General features: G+C 75.5%; 17 protein-coding genes. 8 read left to right on the top strand and 9 right to left on the bottom strand.

The genetic code is table 11. The features are described from left to right. Positions 1 to 7: 7 nt before the first annotated feature. The 3 genes from ACIA5F_RS05225 to ACIA5F_RS05235 all read right to left on the bottom strand — a co-directional run bounded on the left by ACIA5F_RS05225 (position 8) and on the right by ACIA5F_RS05235 (position 2377). Positions 8 to 172: a DUF5993 family protein gene (locus tag ACIA5F_RS05225; RefSeq protein WP_399349298.1), complete on the bottom strand. Its 165-nt coding sequence runs from the start codon at positions 170 to 172 to the stop codon at positions 8 to 10. A gap of 68 nt (positions 173 to 240) precedes the next feature. Continuing rightward, positions 241 to 1647 carry an ATP-binding protein gene (locus ACIA5F_RS05230; RefSeq protein WP_399349300.1) on the bottom strand — a complete coding sequence of 469 codons (1407 nt, stop codon included), beginning with the start codon at positions 1645 to 1647 and terminating at the stop codon, positions 241 to 243. A 43-nt stretch (positions 1648 to 1690) separates the two neighbouring features. Beyond that, positions 1691 to 2377 carry a response regulator transcription factor gene (locus tag ACIA5F_RS05235; protein ID WP_399349302.1) on the bottom strand — a complete coding sequence of 229 codons (687 nt, stop codon included), beginning with the start codon at positions 2375 to 2377 and terminating at the stop codon, positions 1691 to 1693. Positions 2378 to 2455: 78 nt separating this feature from the next. Here ACIA5F_RS05235 and ACIA5F_RS05240 point away from each other — a divergent pair, with 78 nt between their 5' ends. After that, on the top strand, positions 2456 to 3001 hold the full coding sequence (locus ACIA5F_RS05240; protein ID WP_399349304.1) for a hypothetical protein: 546 nt from the start codon (positions 2456 to 2458) through the stop codon (positions 2999 to 3001). 49 nt (positions 3002 to 3050) lie between these two features. Here ACIA5F_RS05240 and ACIA5F_RS05245 read toward each other — a convergent pair whose 3' ends face one another. Together ACIA5F_RS05245 and ACIA5F_RS05250 are read right to left on the bottom strand one after the other, a co-directional pair. Then, the gene (locus ACIA5F_RS05245) at positions 3051 to 3929 is read right to left on the bottom strand and encodes a spermidine synthase (RefSeq protein WP_399349306.1); all 879 of its coding nucleotides are present in this window, start codon (positions 3927 to 3929) and stop codon (positions 3051 to 3053) included. Positions 3930 to 3963: 34 nt separating this feature from the next. After that, complete coding sequence (locus ACIA5F_RS05250) at positions 3964 to 4368, bottom strand: hypothetical protein (protein ID WP_399349308.1); 405 nt, start codon at positions 4366 to 4368, stop codon at positions 3964 to 3966. A gap of 266 nt (positions 4369 to 4634) precedes the next feature. On the opposite strand from ACIA5F_RS05250, the gene ACIA5F_RS05255 reads away from it, so the two are divergent. Then, entirely contained in the window at positions 4635 to 6020 is a 1386-nt protein-coding gene (locus ACIA5F_RS05255) for a tetratricopeptide repeat protein (RefSeq protein WP_399349310.1), read from the top strand. A gap of 64 nt (positions 6021 to 6084) precedes the next feature. Here the strand turns inward: ACIA5F_RS05255 and ACIA5F_RS05260 are convergent, their stop codons facing one another. Next, positions 6085 to 6426, bottom strand: coding sequence for a VOC family protein (locus tag ACIA5F_RS05260; RefSeq protein ID WP_399349312.1), 342 nt, complete (start codon positions 6424 to 6426; stop codon positions 6085 to 6087). 236 nt (positions 6427 to 6662) lie between these two features. Continuing rightward, the gene (locus ACIA5F_RS05265) at positions 6663 to 7259 is read right to left on the bottom strand and encodes a histidine phosphatase family protein (RefSeq protein WP_399349314.1); all 597 of its coding nucleotides are present in this window, start codon (positions 7257 to 7259) and stop codon (positions 6663 to 6665) included. A 339-nt stretch (positions 7260 to 7598) separates the two neighbouring features. Here ACIA5F_RS05265 and ACIA5F_RS05270 point away from each other — a divergent pair, with 339 nt between their 5' ends. From ACIA5F_RS05270 to ACIA5F_RS05280, 3 genes are read left to right on the top strand one after another with little or no spacing between them, the layout of a single operon-like run. Beyond that, entirely contained in the window at positions 7599 to 8795 is a 1197-nt protein-coding gene (locus tag ACIA5F_RS05270; protein WP_399349316.1) for a hypothetical protein, read from the top strand. Further along, on the top strand, positions 8783 to 10363 hold the full coding sequence (locus ACIA5F_RS05275; RefSeq protein WP_399349318.1) for a hypothetical protein: 1581 nt from the start codon (positions 8783 to 8785) through the stop codon (positions 10361 to 10363). Before ACIA5F_RS05270 ends, ACIA5F_RS05275 begins: the two co-directional genes overlap by 13 nt. Before the next feature lie 36 nt (positions 10364 to 10399). Beyond that, the gene (locus ACIA5F_RS05280) at positions 10400 to 11743 is read left to right on the top strand and encodes an AAA domain-containing protein (protein ID WP_399349320.1); all 1344 of its coding nucleotides are present in this window, start codon (positions 10400 to 10402) and stop codon (positions 11741 to 11743) included. Positions 11744 to 11770: 27 nt separating this feature from the next. Here the strand turns inward: ACIA5F_RS05280 and ACIA5F_RS05285 are convergent, their stop codons facing one another. Next, positions 11771 to 12619, bottom strand: a complete 849-nt coding sequence (locus ACIA5F_RS05285; protein WP_399349322.1) for a helix-turn-helix domain-containing protein — start codon at positions 12617 to 12619, stop codon at positions 11771 to 11773. Between the two features lie 27 nt (positions 12620 to 12646). Beyond that, positions 12647 to 13399: a DUF6879 family protein gene (locus ACIA5F_RS05290; RefSeq protein ID WP_399349324.1), complete on the bottom strand. Its 753-nt coding sequence runs from the start codon at positions 13397 to 13399 to the stop codon at positions 12647 to 12649. A gap of 313 nt (positions 13400 to 13712) precedes the next feature. Here ACIA5F_RS05290 and ACIA5F_RS05295 point away from each other — a divergent pair, with 313 nt between their 5' ends. The 3 genes from ACIA5F_RS05295 to ACIA5F_RS05305 all read left to right on the top strand — a co-directional run bounded on the left by ACIA5F_RS05295 (position 13713) and on the right by ACIA5F_RS05305 (position 14946). Then, positions 13713 to 13910: a DUF397 domain-containing protein gene (locus ACIA5F_RS05295; RefSeq protein WP_399349585.1), complete on the top strand. Its 198-nt coding sequence runs from the start codon at positions 13713 to 13715 to the stop codon at positions 13908 to 13910. A 93-nt stretch (positions 13911 to 14003) separates the two neighbouring features. Further along, complete coding sequence (locus ACIA5F_RS05300) at positions 14004 to 14468, top strand: hypothetical protein (RefSeq protein ID WP_399349326.1); 465 nt, start codon at positions 14004 to 14006, stop codon at positions 14466 to 14468. Between the two features lie 130 nt (positions 14469 to 14598). Continuing rightward, positions 14599 to 14946, top strand: a complete 348-nt coding sequence (locus ACIA5F_RS05305; RefSeq protein WP_399349328.1) for a hypothetical protein — start codon at positions 14599 to 14601, stop codon at positions 14944 to 14946. Positions 14947 to 15175: the final 229 nt, after the last annotated feature.

Here is a 15175-nt window from a genome sequence, read left to right on the forward strand (position 1 = left end):
CCACCGGTCAGTAGCTCAGGGTGAGGGCGAGACCGCTGGTGATGTGGTGCGCCATGAGCAGGATCACGGCGATCAGCATGACCCACCACGCCCCGAGCACGACCATCCGGGACGACTCCCGGTACATGGCGATGAGCGTGGCGAGGAGGCCGCCGAAGATGAGGGTGTCCATGCGGCGGACCGTACCGAGGTCCGGACACCGGGCCCGCGAGGCGCGCCCCCCGCCGCACCCCGGTTAGATCAGTTGCTGCGGCCGGATCGGTCGCCGCGGCGCTTGCGCCGCCCGCGCCGGGCCCCGGCCCCCTCCGCGGCGGGCCGGTCGCGGCCGTCCAGCGCGATCCAGACCCGTACCTCGGTCCCGCCGAGCACCGAGCGGCCCAGCCGGACGTCCCCGCCGGTCGATTCCGCGACCCGGCGTGCGATGTCCAGGCCGAGGCCGGTCGAGCCGTCCCGGCCGCCGTCGTTGCCGCGCCGCAGGGCGGCGTCCGGGTCGGTGATGCCGGGGCCCGCGTCCGAGACGAGCACGATCACCGCGTCCTGCCCGTCGTGGACGTCCACCGCGAAGGGGGTGCCCTCGGGGGTGTGCCGGAAGACGTTGCCGAGCAGGGCGTCGAGGGCGGCGGCCAGCTCGGGCCGGGCCACGGGAATCCGTACCGTCCGCCCGACCCCCGCCAGCCGGACCTCGCGGCCCTCGTCCTCCGCCAGCGCCGACCAGAACGCCATCCGGTCGCGGATCACCTCCGACACGTCACAGCCCGCGCCCGCGCCGCCCAGGGCCGGGGCCGGGCGCTGCTGACGGGCCGTACGGATGATCGTGTCGACCTCGCGTTCCAGCTGCTCCACCGCCGACCGGGTCTGTTCGGCCGCCGGGCCGTCCCCGAGCGAGGCCGCGTTGAGCCGCAGCACCGTCAGGGGCGTCCGCAGCCGGTGCGAGAGGTCGGCGGCCAGCTCCCGTTCGTTGGCGAGGAGCTCCACCACCTGGTCGGCCATCGAGTTGAACGCGACGGCCGCCCAGCGGAGTTCCTTCGGCCCGTCCTGCGGCTCCGGCACCCGCGCCCCGAGCCGGCCCTCGCCGAGCTGGCGCGCGGTGTCCGCGAGCCGCTCGGCCGGCCGGACCAGCCGGACGCCCAGCCGGTCGGCGACCGCCACCGAACCCACGATCAGCGCCGCCCCGACGCCCGCGAGCACCATCCAGGCGGTCGCGACGCCGTTGCTGACCTCGCTCTCCGGTACGAAGATCTCCACCACCGCGATGTCCCCGGACCCCAGGGCGGTCGGCTGGAGCAGGGCCGAGCCGCCGCCCGCCAACGGGACCGTCGTGGCCCGCCCGATCCGCCGGGTCTCCGCGACGGCGTGCGCGTCCGCCCAGCCGTCGCCGATGTCCACGGACGGGCTGTCGCCGACCGCGGGCACGTGGACGGCCATCCGCCGGGCCGCGCCCATCTGCGTCGACTCCACCGCCCGGCGCAGCTGCGCGGGGTCGGCGGTGATGGACAGGGTCGGGCCGATGCTGGCGGCCTGCCGCTCGGCGTTGGAGAAGGCCCGGTCGCTGGCCATCTCCTGGATCACGAGCCCGAACGGCACGGCGAAGGCCACGACCACCATGGCCGTGACCGCGAGGCAGACCTTGACCAGCTCCCACCTCATGCCCGTCGCCCCGCCCCGCCCCGGTCTCCCGTACGGGCGCCGCTCACCGCGGCGGCTCCAGCTTGACGCCGACCCCCCGCAGCGTGTGCAGGTAGCGGGGGCTGGCGGCGGTCTCGCCGAGTTTGCGGCGCAGCCAGGACAGGTGCACGTCGATCGTCTGGTCGTCCCCGTACGCCTGCTGCCAGACCTCGGCGAGCAGTTCGCGCCGGGCCACGACCACCCCGGGGCGTCCGGCGAGGAAGGCCAGCAGGTCGAACTCCCGCCGGGTGAGGTCCAGTACGGCCCCGTCCAGTTCGGCCTGGCGCCGCAGCGGGTCGATGGCCAGGCCGCCGACGCGCAGCACCCGCGAGAGCGGTTCGGCCCCGGCGGCCTGGGAGCGGCGCAGGACGGCGGCCATCCGGGCGGAGAGGTGCTCCACGGAGAAGGGCTTGGTCAGGTAGTCGTCGGCGCCGTCGTTGAGCAGCCGGACGATCTCGGTCTCGTCGTCGCGGGCGGTCGCGATGATCACGGGGACGTCGGTGATGCCGCGCAGCATCTTCAGCGCCTCGGCGCCGTCCAGGTCGGGCAGTCCGAGGTCGAGGATGACCACGTCGAAACGGTGGTGGGCGACTTCGCGCAGGGCCTCCAGGGCCGTGCCGACGCTCCGCACGGTGTGCGCGGCCTCGGTGAGGTGCCGGATGAGGGCGGAACGCACGAACTGGTCGTCCTCGACCACGAGCACACTTGCCATGGCCCGCACCGTAGCCCATTCGGGGGACTGTGGCCGTGTCGGGCCGTCCCCGCGGCGGGTGGTGCAGTATGTGCCCTGATGCGAAAAGGACTTGTCCACGCCCTGGCGTGGACGCTGGCGACGGGGGCGGCGGTGACGCTGTCGTGGTGGGGCGTCCACAGCGTCATGTCCGGCACGGCCTACGATCCGCCGCTCGCGGTGCCGCTGGCCACGCGGCCCCAGCCGTCACCGCCCCCGCCCGCGCCCGCGCCCGCACCGTCGGCGCAGCCCTTCTCCCCGGTGCCCTCGCCCTCGCGGTCCGCGCTGTCGGCCCCGGCCTCCGGCCCCGCCCCGGCCCGGCCGGCGCCCCGGCCGTCGCCCTCCACGCCCCGGCCCGAGCAGCGGACGACCGCCGCGGCTCCGGGCGACGTGACGTCCTACACGGTCTCCGGCGGCCGGGTCGTCCTCCAGCTCGGCGTCTCCTCGGCGGAGCTGGTCTCCGCGACCCCGGCGGCGGGCTGGCGGATGCAGGTGTGGAAGCAGGACTTCTGGATACGGGTCACCTTCACCCGCGACGACCAGGCGGTATCGGTCTTCTGCACCTGGTACGGCTACCCGCCGAGGGTGGAGATCGCCGGCTCGTGACGGGACGGCGCCGCTTTCGTGGCACCAGGCGTCACTTTCGCGGCGCGGCCTACCGGAAGACCGAGGGCGGCGGCTGCGGGGAGGCCACCGCCGAGGCGTCGGCGACCGGGGCCGCGCCGCCCGCGAAGTCCGCCAGGGCCCGGCCGTGCTCGACCCGCCCCGGGTGCGGGTCGCCCGCCACCCGGCGGGTGAACTCGGCGACGGGCAGCTCCCGGTCGGCGGCCACCAGTACCGCGTTGCCGAAGCGCCTGCCCCGCCACACCACCGGGTCGGCGGCCAGCGCCAGCTCGGTGAAGCGGGACGCGGCCGTCGCGATCTGGCCCCGCAGGTGGGTGAGGGGCGGGCCGTCCGCGAGGTTGGCCACGTACCACCCGGTGGGCGCCAGGACCCGGCGTACGTCGTCCAGGAACTCGGTGCTCGTCAGGTGGGCCGGGGTCCGGGCGCCGCTGAACACGTCGGCGATCACCAGGTCCGCCCAGCCGTCCGCGAGCTTGGCCAGCCCCGCCCGCGCGTCCACCGCCCGGACCCGGACCCGCGCCTGCGGGTCCAGCGGCAGGTGTTCCCGTACGAAGGCGACGAGGGCGGCGTCGATCTCCACGACCTGCTGGGTGGAGCGGGGGCGGGAGGCGGCCGTGTAGCGGGCCAGGGTGAAGGCGCCGCCGCCCAGGTGGACCACGTTCAGGGGCTGCCGGGCGGGGGCGGCGAGGTCGATGAGGTGGCCGATGCGCCGCTGGTAGGCGAAGTCCAGGCGGGCCGGGTCGTCCAGGTCCACGTGGGACTGCGGGGCCCCGTCGATCAGCAGGGTCCGGCCGCCCGGCCGCTCGCGGTCGGGGACCAGCTCGGCCAGACCGCCGTCGACCGGCCCGGACACCGCCTCGACGGGGCCGCGTCCGCGCTGTCTGCCTCTGCCTCTGTCCTTGCCCGCCACCCTCCCATTGTGCCCGGCCAGGGCGGTGGCGGGGTCAGCGGCAGTTGTCCGCGGCCTCGATCAGCCGGGCCGCCTCGCCCAGCGCGGCCCGCAGCACCTCCGGGTCGGTGACCGGCCCGACGGCCTCCGGCGGGAGCAGCCAGCCCGGTTCGGCGGCGGGCGAGGCCGCGTCGCCGAAGCGCAGCCCGCGCCCGTCGGTCCGCGTGCACGCGCTGCCCGGCAGGTCCCAGCCGTCGGCGGTGCCGGGCGGGACGATGAAGCCGAGGGTGGCGCCGGAGCCGTCGTGCAGGACGGGGCCGACCCCGCCGGCCCGGCTGGTGGCGCGGCGGATGATGTCCACCGCCTCCAGCCCCTGCCGGGTGGGCACGGTCACCAGGTCCGGGGCGGGGGCCCGGGTCGCACCGGGCTCGGGCGCGGTGTTCGTCGCAGTGCTCTCCATGCCGGCCTCCACCAAGGGAACCCCTCCTCGATCCGCGTACGAGCCGGGAGCGGGGAGCCTCCTCCCACTCCGCACACCTTCAACGCACGGAAACGTCAACGGGTGCGGCGCCAAGACGCCGCAAAGGATGGCAGTTCATGGCGGATCGCGGGTGAGATATCCGTTTTGTAGCCAAACAGGGTGTGAACGCACCGCCGTTGGGGGTACGTTCAGCGCGCCGGGCCCCCAGAACCGGCGGTGCGTTCCTTGCCAGAGAGGCCACGTCCATGGCGGCGTCCCCCCACTCGCCCAACTCCACGTTCCGGCACCTGCGCGGACAGCACTCACCGGCCGAATTCGCGGCCCTGGTACGTCGGTCGGCGAGGGAGATCGGCGAGACCGTCTCCTGCGACGCCCGTTACATCGGCCGGGTCGAATCCGGCGAGATCCGGTGCCCCAACTACGCGTACGAACGGGTATTCCTCCACATGTTCCCCGGCCGATCCCTCGCCGACCTGGGTTTCTCTCCGCGTGAGGCGGTCCGTGGCCGCGCGGCGCGCAGCGGCCCCTTCTCCGCCCTGACCCAGCGCCCCCACACCACTCCCACCACTCCTGTTCACATCACTCCCACCCTCACCACCGGCTCCGGCTCCGGCCCCGGCTCCCGTTTCCGGGAGAGCGACGTGCTGCGCCGCGCGTTCATGGCGGGCGGCTCCGTCACCGTGGCCGCCGCGACGATCGGGCTCACCCTGCTCGGCGACAGCCGCCGGATTCCCGCCCGCGTCGGCGCGGCCGAGGCCGCCGCCGTCGAGGACGCGGTCCGCCAGATCCGGCTGCTGGACGACCGGCACGGGGCCGACGCCCTCTACCGCAAGGCCGCCGAACCGCTGCGCACCGCGTACGCGCTGCTCGACGCCGGGGCCGCCCGGCAGTCCACCCAGGACCGGCTGCACGCGGGCGCGGGCGAACTGGCCGTCTCCGTCGGCTGGCTGGCCCACGACTCCGGCCGCCTGGACGACGCCCGCTCGCACTACGCGGAGGCCCTGGCGACGGCCCGGGTCTCGGGGGACGCGGGCCTGGAGGCACACGCCTTCAGCAACATGGCCTTCCTGGCCCTGGACGGCGGACGCTCCCGCGAGGCGGTACGGGCGGCCCAGGCGGGCCGCCGCGCCGCCCGCTCGCTGGGCTCCCCCCGGCTGCTGTCGCTGCTCGACCTGCGCGAGGCGGGCGCCTGGGCGGGGCTGGACGACCGCAAGGCGTGCGAGGAGTCGCTGGCCCGCGCCCACACGGAGTTCTCCCGGGGCGGCTCGGGGTCGGACCCCGAGTGGATGTCCTTCTTCGGCGAGGCCGAGCTGGAGTCCCTGGAGGCCCGGTGCTGGGCGGCGCTCGGGGAGTACGCGCGCGCGGCCCGGCACGCCCGGCGCGCGGCGGACCTCCAGGGCCCGAGCTTCGCCCGGAACCTGGCCCTGTACACGGCCGAGCTGGCGGGTTACCTGGCCCACGCGGGCGCCCCCGACGAGGCCGCCTGGGCGGGCGGGCGGGTGCTGGACCTGCTGGCGGAGATCCAGTCCACCCGCATCCGGTCCATGCTCGCGACCACGGCGGACACCCTGGCCCCGTACCGGCGTTCGCCGCGCGTGGCCGCCTTCCTGGACCGGCACGCGGCCGTCTGACCGGGCATCCGCCCCCGCCGTCCGGGCACCCGGACGGCGGGGGGCATCACCGGTCCGGGGCCGGTCAGCCGCCCAGGTACTCGTACACCGCGCCGTCCGGGTGGCGGACCACGGCCCGCTTCCCGTTGGGCGTGACGGCGGGGGCGTCGATCACCTCGCCGCCGGCCGCCGCGCAGGCCGTGACCGCCGCGTCCAGGTCGGCCACGGTCAGCGAGGCCGCCACCCCGGCGAACCCCTCGGCGATCCCGTCCGGCCCGCTGAACAGAAGGAACGGCCCGACGCTGGCGAGGTCCAGGCCGGCGAGGGTGAACCGGGTGGCGGGCTGACCGGTGAGGCGGACGTAGAAGTCCAGGGCCGGACCGAGGTCGGCGACGCGCCGCCGCAGGACTACCGAAGTAATCGTCATGCCCCCATCCTCGCAGCCGGACTCATCCCAACTCCCCTGACATCAGGCCGATTTGGGCTGGGGTCGAGCGAGGCTCCGCCACTCCGTCCCCGCAGGTCACACCGCTCGGTCCGGACCGGCCGCGCCGCTTGGTCCGCCCGGGTTCCGCCACCCGGTCCGGTCCCGCCGCGACGGGTGCGCCACCCGGTCCGGCCGGTGCCGGGGCCCGGCCGGGTGCCGGGTGGCCGGTCCCGCCCTCAGGTGTCCAGGTGCCCGGTGTCGTTCCAGCGCTCCAGCGCGGGGGCCCCGTAGGCCCAGCCGAGGACCGAGAGGGAGGTGGGCTCCAGGCGGATGCGGGCCCCGAAGGACGCCTCGAAGCCGAGCCAGCGGGCGGCCAGGGTGCGCAGGATGTGGCCGTGGGCGAAGACCAGGACGTCCCGCTCGGCCGAGCGGGCCCAGGCGACCACCTCGTCCGCGCGCGCCGCGACGTCGGCGACGGACTCGCCGCCCGGGACCCCGTCGCGCCAGATCAGCCAGCCGGGGCGGACCGCCTGGATCTCGGCCGGGGTCATGCCCTCGTAGTCGCCGTAGTCCCACTCCAGCAGCGCGTCCCACGGCTGCGCCCGGACCCCGAACCCCGCCAGGTCGCAGCTCTCGCTCGCGCGGACCAGCGGGCTGGTGCGGACCTCCGTGCCGGGCAGTGCGCCCCAGGGGTCACGGGCCAGCCGCTCCCCCAGCAGCTTCGCGCCCTGCCTGCCTTCCTCCAGCAGGGGCACGTCGGTGCGGCCGGTGTGTTTCCCGAGCCGGGACCACGCCGTCTGGCCGTGGCGGGCCAGCAGGATGCGGGGGGCCATGTGATTCTCCTGGTCCGTAAGGTTTTGCGCGCTTTTACGACGATTCTCTCGTCCGTCCATCATCCATCACAGGAACCCCGGACAACCTCACCCGCCCCACGCGCACCTCGGACCGTACGAGGTGTCGGCAGCACCCCGCTCGACGGAGGACGGAACGCCGGACGGAACGCCGGGCCGCAGCGGCGCCCGGGGTGGGCCCGAGGCGGCGCCCCGGGTGGGGCGCGGGCAGCGGACGGGGCGGGGCGGACGGCCGCCGGGCCCCGGCCCGACCGCTGCCGTATGCGGCCGGTTTCCACGGTAAGTCCCCGATTGTCAGTGGCGGGTGGGACACTTCGGCGAGTGAGCTCCTACCCGCCCAGCGGCCCCCCGCAGAGCGCTCCGCAGCCGACGACCCTGCGGCGGCGCCTCGCCGACCTGCGCGGCCCCGCCGTGCCGCCCCGTCCGCTCGACGCACGGGCGCTGGCGGCCCTCGCCGCCAACCCCGGCTGCGGCAGACGCGCCCTGCTCGACGGCGCGGGGGTGGACAAGACCGCGCTCGCCGCCGCCCTCGGTTCGCCCGCGGCCTTCGGCCAGTCACAGTTCGCCATCGTGCGCGGCAACGCCTTCGAGGCCAAGGTCAAGGCCGACGGCGGGGCCGAGCTGCTGCGGCTGGTCCACGAGCACCTCGGCGCCGGGTCCGGGCCCCCCGGGCCGGACGCCCGCCTCCCCGACCTCACCGCCGCCGGGCCCGAGGGCCGGGCCGCCCGCACCGCGCTCGCGCTGCGCGAGGCCACCGCCGCCGGGCGGGAGCACGGGCTCTGGACCCTGCTGGACCATCCGATGCTGGCCCTGGAGGTGGCCGGCTCCCCCGCCTACCTGGAGCCGGACGCCGTCGTGGTCCGTCCCGACGGCGTCTGGACCGTCGTGGAGATCAAGTCGTTCCCGATGATCGACGGGGCGGCCGACGCGGCGAAGGTGGGCGCCGCCGCCCGTCAGGCCGCCGTCTACGTCCTGGCCCTGGAGGGGACCGCCGCGAAGGTGGACGGCGCCTCGGTCGGGCGCACCGCCCTGCTCGTCTGCCCCAAGGACTTCTCCAACCTGCCCACCGCCTCGCCCGTGGACGTCCGCCGGGAGCACGCCGTGACCCGGCGCCAGCTGGAGCGGCTGACCCGGGTCGAGGAGCTGGCCGCGGCGCTCCCCGAAGGGCTCAGCTTCGACCCCGCCCGGCCCGCCGGGGAGCTGGCCGAGGCCGTCTCCGCGGTGGGCGCCGCCTACGCGCCCGACTGCCTGGCCGCCTGCGAGCTGGCCTTCCACTGCCGCGGCCGGGCCCGCGCAGCGGGCGAGGTGACCGCGCTGGGCCGGTCCGTCCGGGGCGAACTGGGCGAACTGGCCACCGTCGAGGCGGCCCTCGCGGCGGCGGCCGGCCCAACAGCCGGCCCGGTCCCCGCGGCGGCGGCCGGTCCGGGCGATCCGACCGCCGCCGCGCTGTACCGCGCGGCCCGGCTGCGGGCCGAGGCACTGGAACCGGCCGTGGAGGTCCTCGCATGCCCCTGCTGAACACCCTCGCGCGGCTGGAGGCCGTCCGGGCGGGCCGGGCCCAGCCCCTGGCGACCGTCCGGCACCGGCATCTGAGCGGGCGCCCGCTGGTCCTCGTCCCCCTGACCACGGCCGGTGAGGCCGGGGCCCCGCTCGGGGCGCTGGTCGGCACCGACCGCGGGGCGCCGCGGCTGCTGGTCGTGCCGCAGCCGCGCGACCGGGACCTGCGCTGGGGCTTCCTGGCCGCGCTGGCCGACGAGGTCCTGCCCTACATCGAGGGGTACGCCGACGCGGTCGAGCCCGTCGAGCGGGGCGGGACCGACCCGGGGACGGGCGCCAGGACCACGGTCGAGGCCGAGCTGTGCCGGGACGCGCCGCAGCTGGTCGTGCCGAGCCGGGCGGGCGTCGAGTACCTGCGCCTGCTGGGGCGCTCCATGCGGTTCCGGCGCACCGCCGAGGAGGACCCGGAGAACCCGTACCCGGCCCCCGCCCGGGTGCCGCTGCTGGGCCGCTGGTTCACCCACCTCGGCGAGCGCTCCCGGGTCCCCGGCTCCTCGCTGCTGCTGTCGGCGACGGAACTGCTCGGCCGGCACTGGGCCAGCGGCCAGAGCGATCTGGAGGACCAGCACCTGGGCGCGCTGCTCGCCTGGATAGCCCCGCCGGCCGGGGAGTCGGGCGCGCGGGCCGCGCTCCGGGCCGAGCTGGACCGGGACGCGCAGGGGCAGTTGCTCGTCCCGCCCGCGGGCCCCGCCACCGACCCGGCCTTCGACAACCGGCTGCTGGCCCCGGCCATGGCCCGCTACGACGCGGCGCGCGCGGCGGAGCCCCGGGACGCGCGGGCCCTGGCCCGCGCGGAGGACGAGGTGCGGGTGCTCGTGGCCGCGCAGCTGTGGCCCACCTGGGAGGCGGTGTGGCGCTCCCTGGAACTGCTGCGCGCGCTGCCGGCCGGGGCGCGGACCGAGGAGCGCTGGACCCGCGACCGCTGGTCGTACACCGGCCACCGGGACCGGGTCCGGGCGGGCGAGCCCCCGCAGCCGCGCCGTGACGACGCGGTGACGGCCGCCCAGAAGCTGGCCACGCGGGAGACCGAGCAGGTGCGGCTCGACGCCCAGGAGGCCCTGGACGACCCCCTGGTGATGGCCGGGCGGCGGCTCGTGGGCGAGGCGTTCGCCGGTGAGGTCACCGCGGTGGTGATGGAGTGGACGGAGACGAAGCGGCCCAGCCCCCGCCCGCTGGTGACGGTGGCGACGGAGGACCGGCCGCAGCTCGCGGACGGGGACGGCGCGAAGGTGTACCGCTCGCTGGAGGGGCGCCCGCAGTCGGCGCGGTTCGTGCGCCGCGAGGCCGACGGGCAGATCGTGCTGCGGCTGCTGGACAAGATGGGCCGCGGCAAGGACCCGGAACCGGGCTCGGTGCCGGAGAAGGGCGAGCGGGTCTGCTGGACGCTCTTCGAGCACGACGCGCGCGGCGGCCCCCGGCTCCCGGACCCGGAACAGACCCCGTGGACGCACGGCGGCCCGCCCGGCTCCCGGCCCGCCGACCAGTTCGCCGACCGGCCCGACGCCGTGACCGACGAGGACCTGCTGTGACGTACGAGGACATGCCGTGAGCTGCGAGGACATGCCGTGACCGCGACGAACACCCCCTTCGACCCGGGTGCGGCGGCCGCGCGGGCGACCGCCGCCATCCTGCACGACACGCTGCACGGCACCGAGCGCGGTGTGGTCGTCGACTCCCCGCCCGGCGCCGGCAAGTCCACGCTCGTCGTGCGGGCGGCCCGGGAACTGGCGGCGGCCGGGCGCCGGCTGATGGTGGTGGCGCAGACCAACGCCCAGGTCGACGACCTGGTGCTGCGGCTCGCGGAGAAGGACCCGGGGCTGCGCGTCGGCCGGCTGCACAGCAGTGACGGGGAGGCGTACGACCCGGCGCTGCGCGAGCTGCCCTCGGTGACCCTCTCCGCCAGGCCGGGTGATCTCGCGGAGCTGCCGGTCACCCTCTCCACGGCGGCGAAGTGGGCGTACGTCAAGGACGCCGAGCCGTGGGAGCACGCGATCGTCGACGAGGCGTACCAGATGCGGTCGGACGCGCTGCTGGCCGTGGCCGGGCTCTTCGAGCGGGCGCTGTTCGTGGGCGACCCGGGGCAGTTGGACCCGTTCAGCGTGGTCGGCGCGGAGCAGTGGGCCGGGCTGTCCTACGACCCTTCGGCCAGCGCGGTCTCGACCCTGCTGGCGCACAACCCCCGGCTGCCGCAGCACCGGCTGCCGGTCTCCTGGCGGCTCCCGGCGACGGCCGCGCCGCTGGTCTCCCGCGCGTTCTACCCGTACGCGCGGTTCCGCAGCGGCACGGACCACGGGGACCGGCGGCTGGCGTACGGGGTCCCCTCGGACGGGTCGGGCCCGGACCGGGTGCTGGACGAGGCCGCCGACGCGGGCTGGGGCCTGCTGGAGCTGCCCGCGCGGCACACCCCGCGCACCGACCCGGAGGCGGTCGGGGCGGTGGCGCTGGTGGTCCGCCGCGCCCTGGACCGGGGTGCGGTGACCACCGACGAGCGCTCCGGGGCCCCGGCCCCGCTGACGGCCGCCCGGATCGCCGTCGGCACCGCCCACCGCGACCAGGCGGCGGCGGTCCGCGCGGCGCTGGCCGCGCTCGGGGTCACCGGGGTCACCGTGGACACCGCGAACCGGCTCCAGGGCCGCGAGTACGACCTCACGGTGGTGCTCCACCCGCTCTCGGGCCGCCCGGACGCCACCGCCTTCCACCTGGAGACGGGCCGTCTGTGCGTGCTGACCTCCCGCCACCGGCACGCGTGCGTGGTGGTGGCCCGCGCGGGCATCGCCGACCTGCTGGACGCCCACCCCTCGACGGAGCCGGTGCAGCTGGGCGTGACGGTCAAGTTCCCGGACGGCTGGGAGGCCAACCACTCCGTCCTGGCCCACCTGTCGGAACACCGCGTGCCGTGGCGGCCGTAGGCGCGGGGTCGTGCGGCGGGCCGGGGCTCAGGTGTCGAGGTGCCGGCGGGCCGTGGTGATCAGGCGCTGGGCGTCGGCCCCGAACACGGCGGACTCGCTCAGGCTCCGCCACACCCGCTGGTAGGTGGCGACGGTGGGGGCGTCGTCGAGCCAGAGTTCCGCGTGCCAGTCCTCGGCGACGACGAGCCGGCCGTCCAGGACGGAGAAGGAGTTGGCCGGGGGGATCTTCACGCGCGCGTCCAGCGGGACTATGCCGAGCGAGACCGTGTCCAGGCCGATGACCCCCGACAGCCGGTCGAGCTGCGCGGCGAGGACGGCCGGCGGACACACCGAGGTCCGCAGGGCCGCTTCCCACATCAGGAGCCTGAGCCGGTGCCCCGGCCGGTAGAGCCATTCCTGGCGCCTCATACGTGAGCGCACCGCCTCCTCGGTGTCCCGTGGCGACTGCTGGAGCTCCGCGTAGGCCAGGAACACGTGCCGGGCGTAGTCGGCGGTCTGGAGCATCCCGGCCACCAGCGCGCTCTCCCACGAATGGATCTCGCGGGCCTCCGCCACCAGCGCGTTCCAGGTCTCCTGTACCGGGCGGTGGCCGGAGGCGAGCTGTCTTCGCCAGGAACGGACCCGGGACTCCAGGCCCTTGAGCTGCGCGTGCAGCTCGTCGAAGGACTCCGGCTGCCCCGTCGCCTCCGCCCACGCCCGCAGGTCCTCGACGGTGGCGGTCTGGCGCCCGGTCTCCAGCTTCGAGACCTTGCTCTGCGCCCAGCCGAGCCGCCCGGCCAGGACGCTACCGGTGAGCCGGACTCCGGGGCTGGACTCACGGAGCTCCCTGAGCCTGAGCCCGAGAACGCTCCGCGCCTGCTGAAAGTCCGTACTCACTCAGTACCGCTCCGCCCTCGCCGCTGCCTACCCGGTCGTGTCCGGACCGGCCGCGAACGTCTCGTACGGCACGGCGTGGTGCCATGCCGCGTCCCGGACGAGGGACCGCCGCACGACCTCGGCCGGTTCGGAGATCAGTTCGACGTCCACGAGCTGGTCGTCATCGTCGAAGTTGAGCAGTGCCACGATCCGGGAGTCAAACAGCCAGTAGTCCTCCGCCGGAAGGCGCAGCCGCTCGGCCTCCTTCCGCGACAGGTTGCGGATGTCCTCGCCGAAGGTGCTGTTGCGCTTCGCGTTGTCGAGGAGGTAGAGCTGGCCGACCGTGGGCGGTTCGTCGACGACGCGCACGCGCTCGACCCGCTTGCCCTGAGCGGTCTGGTTCCTGATCATGTCGCAGTACGGGCCGGTCAGGTCCCACTCCACCGCGCCGGTCTCCGTGAACTGCCGGTACGTCTCGGTGGCCTCGTCGCTCCCGTACCGGCGGCGGCTCTCCAGCCGCCAGGCGGTGTGCTCGAACGTCCGGAAGAGGTTCTCGAACTCGTCCAGCCCGATGATCCTGGCCTGCCGCGTCGCGTCCTTCGGCGCGAAGTCCACCAGGACATCACGCGGCACCACGACGGCCACCTCCCCCTCGGACAGGTGCTGGAGCTGCCCGAGATCATCGGGATCGGTGAGCGGGGCGCCCTGCACGATGACCTCTCCACTGTCGAGGTCCTCATGCACCGCCGGGCATCCGCTATCACCGCTGTTCGTGCCGTTGAACCGCAGCCTGCGTGCCATCCGGGTCCGTCCTTTCCTGGCGTCCAGAACAGCGCGGTGGGCGCTGCGGGTCCAGGATGTCCGGCCGCGCACGGGAATGTCGACGCATGGGCACACCCGTCGGGAGAATAATCGAGAATCTTTCTCACCGAGCCCAACTCGCCCTCCCTATCGTGCTGTTCACGGAGTCCGGGGCGACGGATGCCGAGCAGCTCCGCGCCCCTTTTCTCCGCCACGACTTCCGTCCGGTAGGGGCGGGGGCGGCCTTGTGGGTCGTCGTAGGAGCAGGGAGGAGATGACGGTGACCGGTCTCGATCTGTACGGGCTTTCCCTCATGGGGGCCGAGTTCTCGAAGGCGTGTGGCGGCAACACCCATCCGGACGGTGAGGCGTGCGTGACGCTCGCGCGGATCGGGGTGGGGGTGTGGGCGCTGGGGGACAGCAAGCGTCCGGGGGCGGAGCCGTTGCGGTTCACCACGGCGGAGCTGGACGCGGCGGGGATCGACCCGGCGCGGTTCGGTCTCTCCGCCTGACCGTGCGGGGAATCTGCTGAGCGGGCGGTCCCGCCCGTCCCGGCCGTCGTGCCGGCGGGCGGGGCCGTCGGCCCTTTCCAGGACGGAGTGGCGGTGCACCATCACGGTTACGCGTGGCTGGGTGAGAAGAAGGCGTTCGACCGGGAGGGGTTCCGGCGGCCTCCCGGGGAGCCCCCGACCGCGGGCAGCCCGCAGGAGGTGGCCGACCGGTACCGGGAGGCCGTGGCGGAGTTCAAGGTCACCGGTCTGCCGCCGGTCCAGACGGCCCACTGGCTGCTGAAACCGGCCTCCCTGGTCCGGGGGACCTGGCAGGAACCGGAGGAGGCGGGCGTATGGCTGGGCCTCCAGCTCGCCGGGTTCGCGCCCCGGTTCGCCGCCGAAGCCGAACGGGACACCACCCGGCTCGTCGTCCTCGTGAGAGCCGCCGTCGAACGCCTCACCTGGGGCGGCGACGTATCCCTCGGCCACTACCTCACCGGCACCGTCTTCCACTCCCTCGCCCTCGCCACCTGCACCCCCAACCGGGACGAGCCCCACCTCCCCTGCCCACTGAAGTGAGCAGGCACAGCGCACCAGGCGCCACCATGAACCGCACAGGTGTTCCCGTGTTTCCGGGTGCGCCCTTGCGCGACGCTGGACAATGGACGGTGGCCCGGAAGGATTCCGTACGCGCAGCAGGAGGACACGCATGGCAGAGCCCGAGCGGACCGAGCGGAGGCTGCGGCCCGCGCCGCTGCTCTTCGAGCCCTCGGAGGCCGCCACGGACCCGGAGCACTTCTTCGACCTGGAGTCGATAGACGACCCACGTGAGCTGCTGGCCCGCGCCACCGAACTGACCCTCGCCTTCCGGGCGGCCCAGGAGCGGGCGGTGGAGTTCCAGGCCCTGGCGGCGGCCCAGCTGGCGGACCCCCGGCGCTTCGACCGCCTCTCGCCCGCGGCGATCGCCGCACGGGCGGAGTGGACCGAGGACTACGCCCGCAAGATGATCGAGTTCGGCGAGACCCTCCTGCGCGGCGGCGGCACCGAGGCCACGTAGCCGCACCCGGAGACCCGGCGCCCCGCCGCACCCGGCGGCCGGTGCCCCGGCGCCCGGCACACCCCGCCCCGCGCCACCCGCCGGGGGCCACGGCTCCCGGCGGACCCCTGCCGGGGCGCCGCACCCCGCCCTGGCATATGCGCGGCGCAACATACCTCAGCGCGGGCCGGCCTGTCCCGGTTTCCGGTAACTGCCGGGAGCCGGTCCGCTACGGCCGGTAGACCTGGGG

The sequence above is a fragment of the Streptomyces sp. NPDC051567 genome (assembly GCF_044454165.1).
In the GTDB taxonomy this organism is placed as follows: domain Bacteria; phylum Actinomycetota; class Actinomycetes; order Streptomycetales; family Streptomycetaceae; genus Streptomyces.